General features: G+C 73.5%; 12 protein-coding genes. 5 read left to right on the top strand and 7 right to left on the bottom strand.

Going from position 1 to position 15322, the window contains the following annotated elements; all coding sequences use genetic code 11:
* Positions 1-207 precede the first annotated feature (207 nt).
* The gene (locus OO62_RS09260) at positions 208-558 is read left to right on the top strand and encodes a hypothetical protein (protein WP_033266789.1); all 351 of its coding nucleotides are present in this window, start codon (positions 208-210) and stop codon (positions 556-558) included.
* An 87-nt stretch (positions 559-645) separates the two neighbouring features.
* Entirely contained in the window at positions 646-1971 is a 1326-nt protein-coding gene (dgt, locus tag OO62_RS09255; RefSeq protein ID WP_228332539.1) for a dGTP triphosphohydrolase, read from the top strand.
* Between the two features lie 77 nt (positions 1972-2048).
* On the opposite strand, the gene OO62_RS09250 is transcribed toward dgt, so the two are convergent.
* The 7 genes from OO62_RS09250 to OO62_RS09220 form a co-directional block, all read right to left on the bottom strand.
* Positions 2049-2891, bottom strand: coding sequence for a cytochrome c biogenesis CcdA family protein (locus tag OO62_RS09250; RefSeq protein WP_033266787.1), 843 nt, complete (start codon positions 2889-2891; stop codon positions 2049-2051).
* A complete protein-coding gene (locus OO62_RS09245; protein WP_033266786.1) occupies positions 2888-3673 on the bottom strand; it encodes a DsbA family protein in 786 nt (261 codons plus the stop codon). The genes OO62_RS09250 and OO62_RS09245 overlap by 4 nt, the downstream gene beginning before the upstream one ends.
* A gap of 57 nt (positions 3674-3730) precedes the next feature.
* The gene (locus OO62_RS09240) at positions 3731-4135 is read right to left on the bottom strand and encodes a hypothetical protein (protein WP_033266785.1); all 405 of its coding nucleotides are present in this window, start codon (positions 4133-4135) and stop codon (positions 3731-3733) included.
* 84 nt (positions 4136-4219) lie between these two features.
* Positions 4220-4759 carry an ATP-binding protein gene (locus OO62_RS09235; protein WP_033266784.1) on the bottom strand — a complete coding sequence of 180 codons (540 nt, stop codon included), beginning with the start codon at positions 4757-4759 and terminating at the stop codon, positions 4220-4222.
* Between the two features lie 264 nt (positions 4760-5023).
* Complete coding sequence (locus OO62_RS09230; protein WP_033266783.1) at positions 5024-5791, bottom strand: enoyl-CoA hydratase/isomerase family protein; 768 nt, start codon at positions 5789-5791, stop codon at positions 5024-5026.
* 83 nt (positions 5792-5874) lie between these two features.
* Positions 5875-7116 (bottom strand): L,D-transpeptidase, encoded by a 1242-nt coding sequence (locus tag OO62_RS09225; protein ID WP_078617080.1) that lies wholly within the window; start codon positions 7114-7116, stop codon positions 5875-5877.
* Positions 7117-7286: 170 nt separating this feature from the next.
* The gene (locus OO62_RS09220; protein ID WP_078617079.1) at positions 7287-8606 is read right to left on the bottom strand and encodes a L,D-transpeptidase; all 1320 of its coding nucleotides are present in this window, start codon (positions 8604-8606) and stop codon (positions 7287-7289) included.
* A 253-nt stretch (positions 8607-8859) separates the two neighbouring features.
* Between OO62_RS09220 and glgX the strand changes: the two genes are divergently transcribed.
* From glgX to OO62_RS09205, 3 genes are all read left to right on the top strand, one after another.
* On the top strand, positions 8860-11115 hold the full coding sequence (glgX, locus tag OO62_RS09215; RefSeq protein WP_033266782.1) for a glycogen debranching protein GlgX: 2256 nt from the start codon (positions 8860-8862) through the stop codon (positions 11113-11115).
* A gap of 104 nt (positions 11116-11219) precedes the next feature.
* Positions 11220-13142, top strand: coding sequence for an ABC transporter ATP-binding protein (locus OO62_RS09210; RefSeq protein ID WP_033266781.1), 1923 nt, complete (start codon positions 11220-11222; stop codon positions 13140-13142).
* Entirely contained in the window at positions 13139-15019 is a 1881-nt protein-coding gene (locus tag OO62_RS09205; RefSeq protein ID WP_033266780.1) for an ABC transporter ATP-binding protein, read from the top strand. The genes OO62_RS09210 and OO62_RS09205 overlap by 4 nt, the downstream gene beginning before the upstream one ends.
* Positions 15020-15322: the final 303 nt, after the last annotated feature.

Below are 15322 nucleotides of genomic sequence, written 5' to 3'. Positions count from 1 at the left end.
CGCTCCACCGGCCGCGGCGCTCCGCCCGGCCGGGGAGCGCCCGGGCCCGCGCGCGGCCACCGCCCCCGGCGCGTCATGCGCCCGCAAGGGGACAGTCACCCGGCCGGTGGTGAATCGTGGGTGACAGCGGGCATGCATGCGGCCATGGGAAGCCGCGAAATCCGATCGGAAGATCAATTGTCAGTGGGGCCGCCTACGCTCCGGGGCATGGGTTACGCAAACCTGCGCGAACTCCAGACCGCGCTGACCACCGCCTCCGACCTCGCCTGTGCCCTGCAGTCCGCCCCTACCCGGCGCGACGCGGACCAGCTCGTCGATGTCCTCCGCCAGGCACTGACCGCCGCCAGCTCGCTGGGCGCCGAGACCGGCCCGACCGGCTGCGCCCTCCATCCGAACGGCGCCGTCGATCCGCTGTACGGCGACCCGGAGGACCCCCTCCCGCCCGGCTACGGCAGGTGCCTGCTCTGCAACGACCGCCGCCGCCGGGCCGACGCCCACCCGCACATCCGGCCGCACGCCCGCCCGCGCCCCCGCCGGCCCCGCCGGATCGGCGCCTAGGCGCATCATGCGGATCAGCCCGGGCCCGGGGTGATCCGCACGACACGCCCCGGCCCGCCGCGCGGCCGGCCGGACTACCATCCGCGCATGCGACCTGCCAGATACAGCGATGAGGACCTGGAACAGCACTCCCTGCGCCGGCGGGTGTCCGACGACGGGCAGCGGTCCGGGTTCGAGCACGACGTCGACCGGATCCTGTACTCGACGCAGTGGCGGGCGCTGGCCGGCAAGAGCCAGGTGGTGGCGAGCGCCGAGCTGGGCGCGTACCACACCCGGCTGACGCACTCGATGAAGGTCGCCCAGCTCGGCCGCCGGATGGCGGAGCGGCTGGAGCGCAAGTACGGCGGTCCGAACCCGGCGCTCGTCGAGGCCGCGTGCATGGCGCACGACATCGGCCATCCGCCGTTCGGGCACGCCGGCGAGCTGGCGCTGCGCGCCACCATGGACGAGCTGCACTTCGCGGACGGGGTGCTGGACAGCTTCGAGGGCAACGCCCAGACCCTGCGGGTGCTGACCTTCCTCGCCGCCCACAAGTACCCGGGCCACCGCGGACTCCATCTGACCCGCGCCTGTCTGGACGCCGCCACGAAGTACCCGTGGGAGCGGACGCCGGCCGACCAGGATCCGGCGCGCCATGTGAAGTGGGGCGTGTACGTCGCCGACCGGGAGGCGTTCGCCTGGGTGCGGGCCGGCCGTACGGACACCGCCGTACCGGTCGAGGAGCAGGTCATGGACTGGGCGGACGACGTCACCTACGCCTGCCACGACGTCGAGGACTTCTACCGCACGGGCCTGATCCCGCTGGCCTCGCTCTTCCCGCCGGACGGCGCGGCGGGCGGCGACACCGAGCGGGAAACCCGCCGCTTCCTGGACTACGTGCAGGCCAAGCGGGCGCGGGCGGGCGAGCCGTTCGACCGGGCGGCGGCGCTGGTGATGATGGCGGACATCGGCAAGCGGCTGGCGGTGCCCGCCCCGTACAGCGGCAGCCATGAGGACGCGGTCGCGGTCAACCGCCGCACCGCCGACCTGATCTCGTACTTCACCCGGGGCGTCGAGCTGGAGGTGGGCGGCACCGCGGCGATCAGGTACGGGGCGCGGCTGGTGATCCCCGAGGACCGCCGGGCCGCCTGCGACCTGCTCAAGGAGCTGGTGTGGTGCTACGTCATCGACCGGCCCGCGCTGGCCACCCAGCAGCACGGCAAGCGACGGGTGGTCAGCGAGCTGCTGCGCTGGACCCATGACGCCCCCGAGCTGCTGCCGCCGGACCGCGCCGAGGAGCTGGCGCTGCACGGCGACCGGCTGCGCACCGCGGCCGACCACGTCGCCTCGCTCACCGAGGACCAGGCACTGGCCCTGCACCGGCGGCTGTCCGGTACCGGCCTGGGCTCGGTGAACGACAACGTGTGGCTGTGAGCGGCGGGCGGCGGCGCGGGCCGGGCGCACGGGCCCCGGTCCGCGCCGCGCCGCCGGGCCGTTAGTCGGCCGGTCCTCTAGTCGGCCCGGTCCTCGCGCCGCTTGTCCGGCCGCAGCGCGATCCGCCCGAGCACCCCGGCCACGAGCAGCGCACCCACCGCGACCAGCACCGCGTCCGGTACGCCGTTGCCGATCCGGGTGGCCCATTCCTCGACCCGGAACTCGCTGTCCGCGTCGAGGACTCCGGGCAGTGCGCTGGTCCCGTTGAAGCGCAGGAACAGCACGCCGATGCCGATGAAGAAGAGCCCGGACAGCAGCGAGGTGGTGTGCAACCGCAGGGGGCCCAGGCGCAGTTCACGGCCGCGCAGCCAGCCCCGGCCGCCGAGCCGGAAGCGGTCCCACAGCAGGGCGAGCACGAACAGCGGCAGGGCCATGCCCAGCGCGTACACGGCGAGCATCGAGGCCCCGTACACGGGATTGCCGCTGACCGCGGTCACCGTCAGCACCGCGCCGAGGATCGGGCCCGCGCAGAAACCCGCGAGGCCGTAGACACAGCCGAGCAGGAAGGTGGAGACCGCCGAGCGCGGGGTGATCCGGGCGGCCGCGGCCTGCGCGCGCCGGGAGGCGAAGCCCAGGCCCAGGATCTGCGCCACCCCCAGCGCGATGACGACCCAGCCGCCGACGGCGACCAGCAGCTCGCGGTGGCCGTTGAACAGCCGGCTGGCCGCCGTACTGGCCGCGCCGAGCGGCACCAGGGTCGTGGCCAGCCCCAGGTAGAACACGCCGGTGCGGGCCAGCAGCCGGCCGGGGGAGGCGAGGGAGTACGCGAAGAACGCCGGCAGCAGCAGCGCGCTGCACGGGCTGATGAGGGCGAGCGCCCCGCCCAGGAACGCCGCGAGGTAGCCGATGTCGGTCGTCACTTCCCGGCCCCCGCACCCTTCGCGCCCTTCGCGTCCGCCCTGGCCGCGGCGTCCTCGACGGCCTGCGCGAAGACCGCGGTGGGCTGGGCGCCGGCCACCGGCCGGCCGTTGACCAGGAAGGACGGCGTGGACTGCACACCGAGCCGGTAGCCCTCGTCCTGGTCCTTCTTCAGCGCCCGCTCGGCCCCGGCGCTCTTGAGGTCGTCGCGGAACCGGTCGAGGTCGGGCACCCCGCTGGCACGGGCCAGCTCGACGAGCTCGTCCTCGGCCAGCGCGGCGCCCTTGCGGGTCTTCGCGTACAGCGTGTCGTGCAGCTGCCAGAACCTGCCCTGCCGGCCGGCGGCCCAGGAGGCGCGGGCGGCCCGCTCGGAGTCGGCGCCGAAGACCGGGAAGTTGCGGAACTCGATGCGCAGGGTGCCCGCGTCGACGTACTTCTTGATCAGTTCGGGCTGGGTCTCCCGGGTGAAGCGCCCGCAGAACGAGCACTGGTAGTCGGCGTACTCGACGAGCACCACCGGGGCGTCCTTCCGGCCCTTCGCCAGCGGGTCGCCCTCCTGGCGGCGGCTGGTCTGCCGGGCGAGGTCGTCGAACATCTTCTGCTGTGCGGGGTCCTCCTGGGACCCGGCGGAGGCCGCGGCCTCCGGTGCGCCGGCGGGGCCGGTGTCACGGTCGCCCTCGACGGCCTTGCCGACGGCGATGCCGAGGGCGACCACGGCGACGACGAGCGCGACGATCGCGCCGATGGCGGCCAGTTTGCGGGTGGGAGAGGCGGAAGCGGGCATGCGAAAGCTCCAGACGTACGAAGTGGGAATGCGGCCTTTGTGCGTCGGGGTTTCGGCCTATATCCGCAGTACGGGCAGGAGCGCGGTGTGGTCGGCGGCGGAGGCGCCGTCGGTCGGCGGCCGGGCGAGTGCGTACTGCGCCGGCAGGTCGGCGGCGAGCGGGCCGGCGCCGGTGGTGGCGGGGGCCAGGGGTTCGCCGCGGTGCGGCGCGGGGAGCGGAGCGGACTCGTCGGGGCTCGGCGCATGACGGCCGGAGCACCGCTTGGGCGCGGCGGCGACCGGGACGGCGGCTCCGGCCCGCTCGCCGTCGTCCGCCACGGCGGTCCGCGCGCTCCCGTCCGCGGCGCGCACACCGGGACCGGGCCCCCATGCCTGTTCGCCGCCGTTACGGCACAGCAGCGGCCCGAAGGCGACCGCGAGGAGGAGCAGCAGCAGCACCGCCGGCCGGTGCGTCCGGTGCATGTCCCTCCTCCTGCCTGCCGCGAGCATCAACGGCCCATCCTACGGACCGTCGGCCGGCGTCCGGAGCACCGGCCGCGCCGCGGGTCAGCGGTCGGCGATCCGCATCTCGAACCAGGTCGTCTTGCCGCGCGGCAGCAGGTCCACGCCCCAGCGGTCGGAGAGCTTGTCGACGAGGAAGAGGCCGCGGCCGCTGGTGTCCATTGCCTGGACGGGCATGAGACAGGGCAGGCCGCGGGACGGGTCGCGCACCTCGATGCGGATCCAGCCGCGGCGGCGCAGCATCCGCAGCCCGAAGGTGCGGGCGCCGGTGTGGCGTACGGCGTTGCCGACGAGTTCGGAGACGAGCAGCACGGCGTGCTCGGCGAGCTGCGGGGTGAGGGACCACTGTCTGAGGAGTACGGCGGCGGTCAGCCGGCGCGCGATGCCGGCGGACTGCGGACGGGACGGCAACCGGACCTCACCGAGGGTCGGGTCGCCGACGAGATCGACGGCCGCGGGCGCCGGACCGCGCGGCGCCGGAGCCGGTTTCCGGTCCGCACCGGGGATGCCCCATCGCGCGGCGGCCGGATCGCTCCGCGGCCGCGGCTGCTCCATTCCTTCGAGGCCCGCCATGCCCCCCATCATGGCTGCTACTTGGCGGCCGGTGGGGCGGAACCCACGGAATCCGTTGCCCGGAATCAGTGGTTCCGTACCCCCCTCCAGACCTCTGCCAAAGGCAGACATTCTTCCGGGAGCAACCGGCTGACCTGCGACGACATCGGGCCGCCGAGTGGGCGGCCCGATGCGTCAACAAGGTTGCCTTAAGGCGCGGTTAAGATTTCCACCATTCGCCCACACGAGGCACCCGGTCCCGGCCAAACCTCAGGCGTCACACCAACGCCAGGCGTTTCAGCGGAACTTGGCCTTGCCGGGCCCTTCCTCGACGAAGCTGCGCATCCCGGTCTCCCGGTCCTCGGTCGCGAACAGCCCGGCGAACCAGTTGCGTTCGATGGTCAGACCGGTGTCGATGTCCGTCTCCAGACCGGCGTCGACCGACTCCTTCGCGGCCCGCAGCGCGAGCGCGGGGCCGGTCGCCAGCCGCGCCGCCCAGGCGTGCGCGTGCTCGTAGACCTCGGCGGCCGGCACCACCCGGTCCACCAGCCCGATGGCGAGCGCCTCCTCGGCCTTGACGTGCCGGCCGGTGAAGATCAGGTCCTTGGCCTTGGACGGGCCCACCAGGCGCGCCAGCCGCTGGGTGCCGCCGGCGCCCGGGATCAGGCCGAGCAGGATCTCCGGCTGGCCGAGCTTGGCGTTGTCGGCCGCGATCCGGAAGTCGGCGCAGAGCGCCAACTCGCAGCCGCCGCCCAGCGCGTAGCCGGTGACCGCGGCGACGACCGGCTTGGGGATCCGGGCCACGGCGGTGAACGAGTCCTGCAGCGCCTTGGAGCGGACCACCATCGCCGGGTGGTCCATGGCCTGCATCTCCTTGATGTCCGCGCCGGCCGCGAACACCTTCTCGCCGCCCCAGATCACGACGGCGCGCACGTCGTCGCGGCGGGTGACCTCTTCGGCCAGCTCGCGCAGCCGGTCCTGGGTGGCGATGTCCAGCGCGTTCATCGGCGGGCGGTCCAGGCGGATGGTGCCGACGCCGTCGGCGACCTCGAGATTCACAGTCATGCGGGAAGGTTAGTACGCGTTAACGACAGCGGGCCCGGTGCGCTGTGTCACAGTGCACCGGGCCCGGTCGTCCGCCGGTCCCCTTACTGCGCGGCCTTCCACTTCTCCCAGGAGAGGTTCCAGTCGCTGAAGCCGTTGTCCGGCTGGATCGTCTCGTCGTGCGAGTTCTTCACGATGACCACGTCGCCGATGAGGGAGTTGCGGAAGAACCACGCCGCCGGGGTGGAGCCGTCGCCGCCGCCGCGCTCGTCGAAGAGGCCCACACAGCCGTGGCTGGCGTTGCGGGTGCCGAACGTCGGCCGGCCCGACCAGTAGTTGCCGTGGATGAAGGTGCCGGACGCGCTCAGCCGCATCGCGTGCGGCACGTCCTTGATGTCGTACTCGCCGCCGAAGCCGACCGTGTCGCCGTTCATCCGGGTCACGGGGTGCTTCTCGCTGATCACCATCGCGCCGTTGTACGTCTCGGTGCCCGGCGCGCCCGAGGTGATCGGGATGGTCTTGAGCTTCTTGCCGTCGCGGACCACGGTCATCTCCTTCGACCGGGCGTCGACCGTGCTCACCTGGCTGCGGCCGACGGTGAAGGAGACTTCCTTGGCCTGGGTGCCGTAGACCCCGGGGCGGCCCTCGACGCCGTCGAGGTCGAGCTTCAGGGTGACTTTCGTGCCCGGCGCCCAGTACTTCTCGGGGCGGAAGTCGAGCCGGTCGTTGCCGAACCAGTGACCCTCGACGGGCACCGACGGCTGGGCGCTGACCTTGATGGCGTCCTCGACGGCCTCGGGGTGCGTGATGCCGCGGGTGAAGCGGATCGAGACCGGCATCCCGACGCCGACCTGCTGGCCGTTCTCGGGGCTGTACTGGCCGATGAAGGTGTTCTTGGGGACGAGGGTGGTGAAGGCCGAGTGCTCGGCGGACTCCCGGCCGCGGCCGTCCACCGCGACGGCGTCGACGGTGTACCGCGTCGAGGCGCCCAGATGGCCGCTCGGCTGCCACAGGGCGCCGGCGCCGGATATCTTCCCGTCGACCTCGTTGCCCTTGCCGTCCTTGACCTTGACGGACCTGAGCTTGCCCTTGCTGACCGTCACCTTCAGCGCGCCGCTGGTGGCGACGCCGTCCGTGCCGTCCTTGGGCGCTATCGTCACCGCGGCCTGGGAGGCGGCCTTGTCCCCGCCCGCCTTGCCCGCGTCCTTCTTGTCCTCGCCGTCGTCCCCGCCGCACGCGCTGACCAGCAGCAGCGTGGCGCCGAGCAGCAACGCGAGCGGCCCCCGGCCGCCGTGCGGCCACCGACGCCGGCGACCCGGCACCCCCGGATTCGGCTGGACGTTCACGACTGGCCCCTTTTCCCCTCGCACGGCCCGCTCCCCCGCGCGCGTCCGCGGACGGCCGCGCGCTTTTCGCTAGACAACCACACAGCGGTGACATGTGAACTGCCCGCGGATGTCACCGTTCAGTCCCAAGTGCGGGGGTGGGCCGGGCCGGCGGCCGGGCACCGGCCCGTTCAGCGCAGCGCCGAACCGGCCCGCCACTGCTCCCACGGCAGGTTCCAGCCGCCGAGCCCGTTGTCCGGTGCGACGGTGCGCTCCGGGGAGTTGAGCACCACCACGGTGTCGCCGACGATCGACCGGCCGAAGAACCAGCCGGCCGGGGTGTCGGGGGCGCCGCCCCGGAGGTCCCGGAGGCCGACGCAGCCGTGGCTGGTGTTGACGCCGCCGAAGACCTCGGGCCGCGCCCAGTAGTTGCCGTGCAGAAAGGTCCCGGACCGGGTCAGGCGCATGGCGTGCGGGACGTCCGCGATGTCGTACTCGCCGCCGAAACCGACGGTGCCGCCGTCCATCCGCGTCACCGAGTGCCGCTCCAGGATCACCATCCGCCCGTTGTAGGTGGGATTCTCGGCATCGCCCGCGGTGACCGGCAGCACCGCGACGATCCGCCCGTCGCGCCGGACCGTCATGGTGTGCCGCGCGGCGTCGATGGTGCTGATCTGGTCCCGGGCCACCCGGTAGCGGACGGTGCGCGCCTGGGTCCCGTAGACGTCCGGGGCGGCCTTGACCCCGCGCAGCCGCAGCCGCACCGTGATGTCGGTGCCCGGCCGCCAGCGGTCGCGGGGCCGGAAGTCCAGCCGCCGGCGGCCGAACCAGTGGCCGGCGACCTCGACCTGCGGGCGGGCGGTGACCGTGACGGCGCGTTCGACGGCCGCCCGGTCGGCGACCGGCCGGTTGAAGACCATCGAGAAGATCAGGCCGGTGCCCACCGTGGCGTCGCTCTGGGGGGAGAAGTGGCCGGTGAGGTGGTGGACGGGCCGGGCGGTGCGGAACGTGGTGCGGCGGACGGAGCGGTGGCCGCGGCCGTCCAGCGCCACCGCGTCGACGGTGTACGTGGCGCCGAGGTGGAGCGGGCCGCGTTCGGGCCGCCAGACCGTGCCGTCCGGCGAGATGCGGCCGGCGACCCGCTGCCGGCCGGCCACGCCGGTCCGGCTGACCTCGACCCGCTCCAGCCGCCCCTGCGGGACCCGGATCTCCAGCCGCCCGTCGGCCCGTACGCCGTGCGCGCCGTTGTGCGGAACGACGCTGATGGTCTCCTCCGGGGAGGGCGGGGCGCCCGGGTCGAAGAAGGCGGAGTCCGCGCAGCCGGTGAGCGCCACCGCCCCCGCGAGGCCGGCGACGGCGGCCAGGGCCAGCCGGATGCGGCACGCCGCCCGCCCGCCCGGCCGGTGGCCCGCCGTCCGGTCCCGTGCCCGGTCCGGCGTGCGCCCCCGCGGCCGGATGCCCCCGTGGCGCTGCGCTCGGCCCCCTGCTCGGTCCTGCTGATGGACGGTCATGTACCGGATTGTGACGGATGACTCCGATATTAGGATGTATGCCGCGTAACGGAATGTCAGCGGTATTCCCTCGGCAGAGCATGAACAGAACAATGAGCCGCGGCAGCGGGAAACGTGAGGCAACGCCCGGTTGCGGGCAGAACAACCAGGAGGGCGGGGACACACCACGGCCGGGACTCACCCAGCGGACGCTGGGCGGTACCCCGTGCCGCGGCACCGCCCGACCGAGCCATGAGCCGCAGGAGGCCGGCACGTGTCGAGCGCACCCGAGCAGGAGGCGGTGGCTGACGAGCCCCTCGCCCCACCCGCGGAGATCCGTCCCGGCAGCCCGACGCCGCTGGGAGCCCGTTACCGCACCGGTCCCGACGGCGTCACCGGGACCAACTTCGCCCTGTGGGCGGGCGGCGCCGAGGCCGTGGAGCTGTGCCTCTTCGACGAGGCGGAGCACGAGACCCGGCATCCGCTCACCGAGCTGACCCATGAGATCTGGCACGGCTTCCTGCCCGGTGTCCGCCCCGGCCAGCGGTACGGGTACCGGGTGCACGGCCGCTGGGACCCGTGGACCGGCGCCCGCTGGAACCCGGCGAAGCTGCTGCTCGACCCGTACGCCAGGGCCGTGGACGGCGACTTCGGCGCCCGGGCCGAGCCGGCCGGTGCGGGCTTCGCGCTGCCCGCGCAGCTCTACGGCCACGTCCGCGACTGGCCGCAGCAGCAGCTCGCCGACACCGTCCGCGACGACCGGGACTCCGCGCCGTACGTCCCCAAGGGCGTGGTGGTCGGCGAGGACACCGCGGACGAGGGCGGCGAGGACGAGTGGCGGGACGACGTCCGGCCCAAGACGCCCTGGCCGGATTCGGTCCTCTACGAGCTGCACGTGCGCGGGTTCACGATGCGCCACCCCGGCATCCCGGAACGGCTCCGCGGCACCTACGCGGGTCTGGCGCACCCCGCCGCGCTGGAACACCTGGTCCGGCTGGGTGTGACGGCCGTGGAACTGCTGCCGGTGCATCAGTTCGCCCACGAGGACCACCTGGTGCGCCGGGGGCTGCGCAACTACTGGGGCTACAACTCCATCGGCTACTTCGCGCCCCACGCCGGCTACGCCGCGACCGGCACCCGGGGGCAGCAGGTCGGCGAGTTCAAGCGGATGGTCCGGGCGCTGCACGACGCGGGCATCGAGGTGATCCTCGACGTCGTCTACAACCACACCGCGGAGGCCGGCGAGCTGGGCCCCACGCTCTCCCTCCGGGGCATCGACAACCGCGGCTACTACCGGCTGGCGGGCGACGCCCGCCGCTACGCCGACTACACCGGCTGCGGCAACACCCTGCACGTCGTCCAGCCGCACGTGCTGCGGCTGATCACCGATTCGCTGCGCTACTGGGTCACCGAAATGGGCGTGGACGGCTTCCGCTTCGACCTGGCCGCCGCGCTGGCCCGCTCCATGCACGACGTCGACATGCTCTCCCCGTTCCTCGCCGTGATCGCCCAGGACCCCGTGCTGCGCCGGGTGAAACTGATCGCCGAACCCTGGGACGTGGGCTCGGGCGGCTATCAGGTCGGCGCCTTCCCACCCCTGTGGACGGAGTGGAACGACCGCTACCGCGACACCGTCCGCGACTTCTGGCGGGGCGCCCAGCACGACGTGCGCGACCTGGGCTACCGGCTGTCCGGATCGAGCGACCTGTACGCCTGGGGCGGCCGCCGCCCGTACGCCTCGGTCAACTTCGTCACCGCACACGACGGCTTCACCCTGCGCGACCTGGTCAGCTACGAGCACAAGCGCAACGCCGACAACGGCGAGAACAACCGCGACGGCACCCACGACAACCGGGCCTGGAACTGCGGCGCCGAGGGCGAGACCGACGACCCCGAGGTCAACGCGCTGCGCCGCCGCCAGCTGCGGAACCTGCTGACCACCCTGCTGCTGTCCACCGGCGTGCCGATGCTGGTGGCCGGCGACGAGATGGGCCGCACCCAGCACGGCAACAACAACGCCTACTGCCAGGACAACGCCCTCAGCTGGGTCGACTGGTCGCTGCTGGAGGACCCCCACTGGCGCCGGCTGGCCGACCTGGCGGCCCGGCTGATCGCGCTGCGCCGCGCACACCCCGTGCTGCGCCGCCGCGCGTTCTTCTCCGGACGGCCGCACGGGCAGGGCGGACTGCGCGACCTGGCCTGGTTCACCGCGGACGGCACGGAGATGACCGAACAGGACTGGTACACCCCGGGGGCCACGCTCGGCATGTACCTCTCCGGGAACGACATCTCCCAGCGCGACGCCCGCGGCATCCGGATCGTCGACGACAGCTTCCTGGCCGTGCTGCACGCGGCCGCCCGTCCCCGCGCGGTCACTCTCCCCGGCCCGCCCTGGGCCCAGTCGTACGAACTCCTCCTCGACACCTCACGGGAGGACCGGGCGGGGGCGGCCGAGCGGGTGTATCCGGCGGGCGGCACGCTCACGCTGCCGGAACGGTCGGTGATGCTGTTCCGCGCGGTCCCGGGCTGAGCGGGCCGGGCTGAGCGGGCCGGCAGCGGCGGTACGGGCGGCCGGGGCGGTGCGGACGAAAACCGGATGAGCGTTGTCAGTGGTGCGCCTTACGCTCGCGAGTGATGGCCGACACCACGCAGACGACGCCCCCGGCCCGGCACCGGACCGACCCCACCGACCCGACGAACCCGACCGCCCCGACCGACCCGGGCGACGGCTCCGGCTTACCCCGGCGCTCCGTCGTGCGCGCCCTGTTGCGGCTGTGGCCGTACGTGCGCCCGGTGCGGGCGCGGCTGTCCCTCGCGGCCTTCGTGGCGGTGATCGCCTCCTGTCTGAGCCTGGTCATCCCGCTGGTGCTCAAGTGGCTGGTCGACGGGCCGGTGGCGGACGGCGACCCGGGCGGGGTGTGGCTGGGCGGCGGCTACCTGCTGCTGCTCGGGGTCGCCGAGGCGCTGCTGTTCGGGCTGCGGCGCTGGCTGGTCTCGCGCCCGCTGGCCGGGGTGGAGGCGGCGATGCGCGAGGCGCTCTACCGCCACCTCCAGCGGCTGCCGGTCGCCTTCCACGACCGCTGGCCCTCGGGCCAGTTGCTGTCACGGGGCACGACCGACCTGCAGATGCTGCGCCAGTTCCTCACCTTCCCCCTCACGTTCCTGCTGGTCAACGGCGTGACGATCCTGGTCGGCGGGGTGCTGCTGGTGGCTCAGCGCTGGTCGCTGGGGCTGGTGCTGCTGTCACCACTGCTGCCGCTGCTGGTGCTGTGCTCGGTCTTCGAGGCGAAGTACGGGCGCGCGGCGCGCCGGACCCAGGACCAGCTCGGCGATCTGACGACGGTGGTCGAGGAGTCGGTGCTCGGCATCCGCATCATCAAGGGCTTCGGACGCCACCGCAGCCAGGCCCGCGCCTTCAAGGAGCTGACCCGCGCCCTGCGTACGACCGAGCTGCGCAAGGCGCGGCTGCTGGCCTGGATCTGGGGCGTCAACACGACCCTTCCGGAGCTCGCGCTCGGCGCCGCCCTGGTCTTCGGCACCGTCCAGGTGGCCGACGGCGCACTGTCCGCGGGCACCCTCGTCGCGTTCCTGTCGACGGCGCTGGCGCTGCGCTGGCCGGTGGAGTCGATCGGCTTCCTGCTGGCGATGAGCAACGAGGCGGCGGCGGCCACGGACCGCTACTTCGAGGTGATGGACGAACCGGCGGTGCGGGACGAGCCAGTGGCGGGGGACGAGCCGGTGGCAGGGGTCGAGCCGGCGGTACGGGCCGAGCCGGCGGGGCCGGTCCACGGGGGCGGGCCGCGGGACGCGCCCGGCGGGCTGGTCTTCTCCGGCGTCGCCTTCCGCTACCCCGACGCGCCCCCGGACGCGCCGCCCACCCTTGAGGACATCACCCTGCACGTCCGGCCGGGCGAGACCATGGCCCTGGTCGGCGCGACCGGCAGCGGCAAGACCACCCTCACCGCGCTGGTGCCCCGGCTGTACGACCCCACCGCCGGACGGATCACCCTCGACGGGCGCGATCTGGCCACGATCGGCCGGGCGGAGGCCCGTGCCCTGGTCGCGGTGGCCTTCGAGGAACCGACCCTCTTCTCGGCGTCCGCGGCGGAGAACGTCCTGATGGGCGCGGAGGGTGCCGGCGAGGCGGAGCTGCGGCGGGCGTTGCGGGTCGCGCAGGCCGAGGAGTTCGTCGCCGCGCTCCCCGAGGGCAGCGCGACCCAGGTCGGCGAGCAGGGCCTGAGCCTGTCCGGCGGGCAGCGGCAGCGGCTCGCCCTGGCCCGTGCCGTCATCAGCCGGCCCCGGTTCCTGATCCTGGACGATCCGCTCTCCGCGCTCGACGTGCACACCGAGGCCCTGGTGGAGGCGGCGCTGCGCCAGGTCCTGTCGGCCACCACGGCCCTGGTCGTCGCCCACCGCCCGTCCACGGTCCTGCTCGCCGACCGGGTGGCGCTGCTGTCCGACGGCCGGATCGCCGCCGTAGGTACCCACCACGAACTCCTCCGGGACAACCCCGAGTACGCCGCGCTGATGTCCGGCGGGGAAGAGGGCGACCGATGACCACCACCACCGCCGGCCTGCCCCCCGACGACTCCCCCGGCGGCCCCGGCCGGCGCCGGGAACGGCCCCCGGAGGAGGCGGCGTCCGCGGACCTCTTCGAGCGGGACCGGCTCCCCGCGCCCAGGGGCGCCGCCCGGACGCTGCTGGCCTCCTTGCTGGCGCCGCACCGCCGCCGCGTCCGGGTGGTGGCCGTCCTGCTCCTGCTCCAGCAGGCCGCGGTGCAGGCCGGACCGCTGCTGGTCGCCTATGCGCTGGACCGCGCGGTGCCGGCACTGCGGGCCGGCGAGCACGGTCCGCTGCTCGCGGTGGCGGGGGCGGCCGCGCTGTGCGCCGCGGCGTCCGGCGGGCTGCAGTTCGGCTTCGTCCAGCTCTCCGCGCGGGTGAGCCAGGACGTACTGCTGGACCTCCGCGGCCGGATCTTCCGGCACGGCCAGGACCTGAGCCTGGACTTCCACGAGCGCTACACCTCCGGCCGGCTGATCTCGCGGGCCACCACCGACGTCGAGTCGCTGCGCACCCTCCTCGACGAGGGGCTGCAGGAGCTGATCACGATCGTCCTGGCGACGGTCTACATCACCGCCACCCTGCTGTATCTGGACTGGGGCTTCGGCGCCGCCTCCCTGGTGTCCGCCGGCCCGCTGTACCTCCTCGTACGCTCCTACCGGCGCCGCGTGCACCGCGTCTTCAGCGCCAAGTCCACCGCCATCGCGGACGTCATCGTGAAGTTCGCCGAGACGCTGGGCGGCATCCGCCCGGTGCAGGCGTTCCGCCGCGAGCGGTCGAACGACGCGGTGTTCGCGCGGCTGAATCACCGCCACGAACGGGTCAACGGCGACGCCTTCCTGGAGATGGCGCGCTATGTCGTCACCTCCCGTCTGGTGGCCAACACCACGATCGCCGCGGTCGTCCTGTGGGGCGCCTACCGCGTGGCCACGGGCAGCCTCGCGCTGGGCGTGCTGGCCGCCGCGGTGCTCTATCTGCGCCGGCTGTACGACCCCATCGACCGGCTGGGGATGTTCCTCAACGCCTACCAGTCCGCGGCCGCTTCACTGCAGAAGATCGCCGGCCTGCTCGCCCAGCGGCCCACGGTCCCCGAGCCGGCGGTGCCCGTCGCGCTGCCCGCCCCCGCCGGCGGCCGGCCGGGCCGGGCGGTGGACTTCGACGGCGTCCGCTTCGCCTACCGCACCGGCGGCGAGGTGCTGCCCCGTTTCTCGCTGTCCCTCGCGGCCGGGACGACCGTCGCCGTGGTGGGCGCCACGGGCGCCGGCAAGTCCACCCTCGCCAAGCTGCTGGCCCGCTTCTACGACCCCACGGAGGGCCGGGTCCTGCTCGACGGGGTCGATCTGCGTGAGCTGGCCACCGCGGAGCTGCGCCGCGGTGTCGTGATGGTCACCCAGGAGGCGTTCCTGTTCTCCGGCACGGTCGCCGACAACATCGCCCTCGGCCGCCCGGACGCCTCCCGCCGGGAGATCGAACGGGCCGCCGAGGCCATCGGCGCCCATGACTTCATCACCGCGCTGCCGGACGGCTACGACACCGACGTGCGCAAGCGCGGCGGCCGCATCTCGGCCGGTCAGCGCCAGCTCGTCGGCTTCGCCCGGGCCCTGCTCGCCGACCCGGCCGTGCTCGTCCTCGACGAGGCGACCAGCTCCCTGGACATCCCCGGCGAACGAGCCGTCCAGGCCGCCATGGACACGGTGTTGCGGGGCCGCACGGCCCTGGTCATCGCCCACCGCCTGTCCACCGTCGAGCGGGCCGACCGGGTGCTGGTCGTGTCGGACGGCCGCATCGTCGAGGACGGCCCACCGGACCAACTCATCAAGAACCACGGCCGGTTCGCCGATCTGCACCAGGCATGGCGCGACAGCGTGGGATGACCCGGGCGGTTGCAGGATCCGCAACTTCGCTAGCAGTGACGTCGGTTGCTCAGCAACGGATGAGCGAATCCGCGGTTCGCCTGGCAACGAATACGGTCGGTAGCGGTCCCTCTGAGGCGGAATGCGCAGAAGATCGCTGAGGCTCCGGCGTGGCTCGCACAGATGATCACCAAATCCGACCGGAATGCCTGATTTCGACCGGGCCCTGCGCTGGAGCACGGCCCTGAGGGAACCGTCCCCCGTGTCGTCCCGCACCGCGTAGAACCTGGTCGCCGAGTTCGTGGCTGGACCGGGCGCCGGGCC

The sequence above is a fragment of the Streptomyces lydicus genome, assembly GCF_000717345.1.
GTDB lineage: Bacteria > Actinomycetota > Actinomycetes > Streptomycetales > Streptomycetaceae > Streptomyces > Streptomyces lydicus.
The sequence above is the reverse complement of the archived record's forward strand: the minus strand, read 5'-3'. Positions and strand labels throughout refer to the sequence as shown.

What these genes read in the sequence shown, in the direction of transcription:
- OO62_RS09245 (WP_033266786.1), bottom strand. Translation starts at nt 3,673, where the DNA reads ATGCCCGCTTCCGCCTCTCCCACCCGCAAACTGGCCGCCATCGGCGCG.
- dgt (WP_228332539.1), top strand. Translation starts at nt 646, where the DNA reads ATGCGACCTGCCAGATACAGCGATGAGGACCTGGAACAGCACTCCCTG.
- OO62_RS09205 (WP_033266780.1), top strand. Translation starts at nt 13,139, where the DNA reads ATGACCACCACCACCGCCGGCCTGCCCCCCGACGACTCCCCCGGCGGC.
- OO62_RS09260 (WP_033266789.1), top strand. Translation starts at nt 208, where the DNA reads ATGGGTTACGCAAACCTGCGCGAACTCCAGACCGCGCTGACCACCGCC.
- OO62_RS09230 (WP_033266783.1), bottom strand. Translation starts at nt 5,791, where the DNA reads ATGACTGTGAATCTCGAGGTCGCCGACGGCGTCGGCACCATCCGCCTG.
- OO62_RS09235 (WP_033266784.1), bottom strand. Translation starts at nt 4,759, where the DNA reads ATGATGGGGGGCATGGCGGGCCTCGAAGGAATGGAGCAGCCGCGGCCG.
- OO62_RS09240 (WP_033266785.1), bottom strand. Translation starts at nt 4,135, where the DNA reads ATGCACCGGACGCACCGGCCGGCGGTGCTGCTGCTGCTCCTCCTCGCG.
- OO62_RS09210 (WP_033266781.1), top strand. Translation starts at nt 11,220, where the DNA reads ATGGCCGACACCACGCAGACGACGCCCCCGGCCCGGCACCGGACCGAC.
- OO62_RS09220 (WP_078617079.1), bottom strand. Translation starts at nt 8,606, where the DNA reads ATGACCGTCCATCAGCAGGACCGAGCAGGGGGCCGAGCGCAGCGCCAC.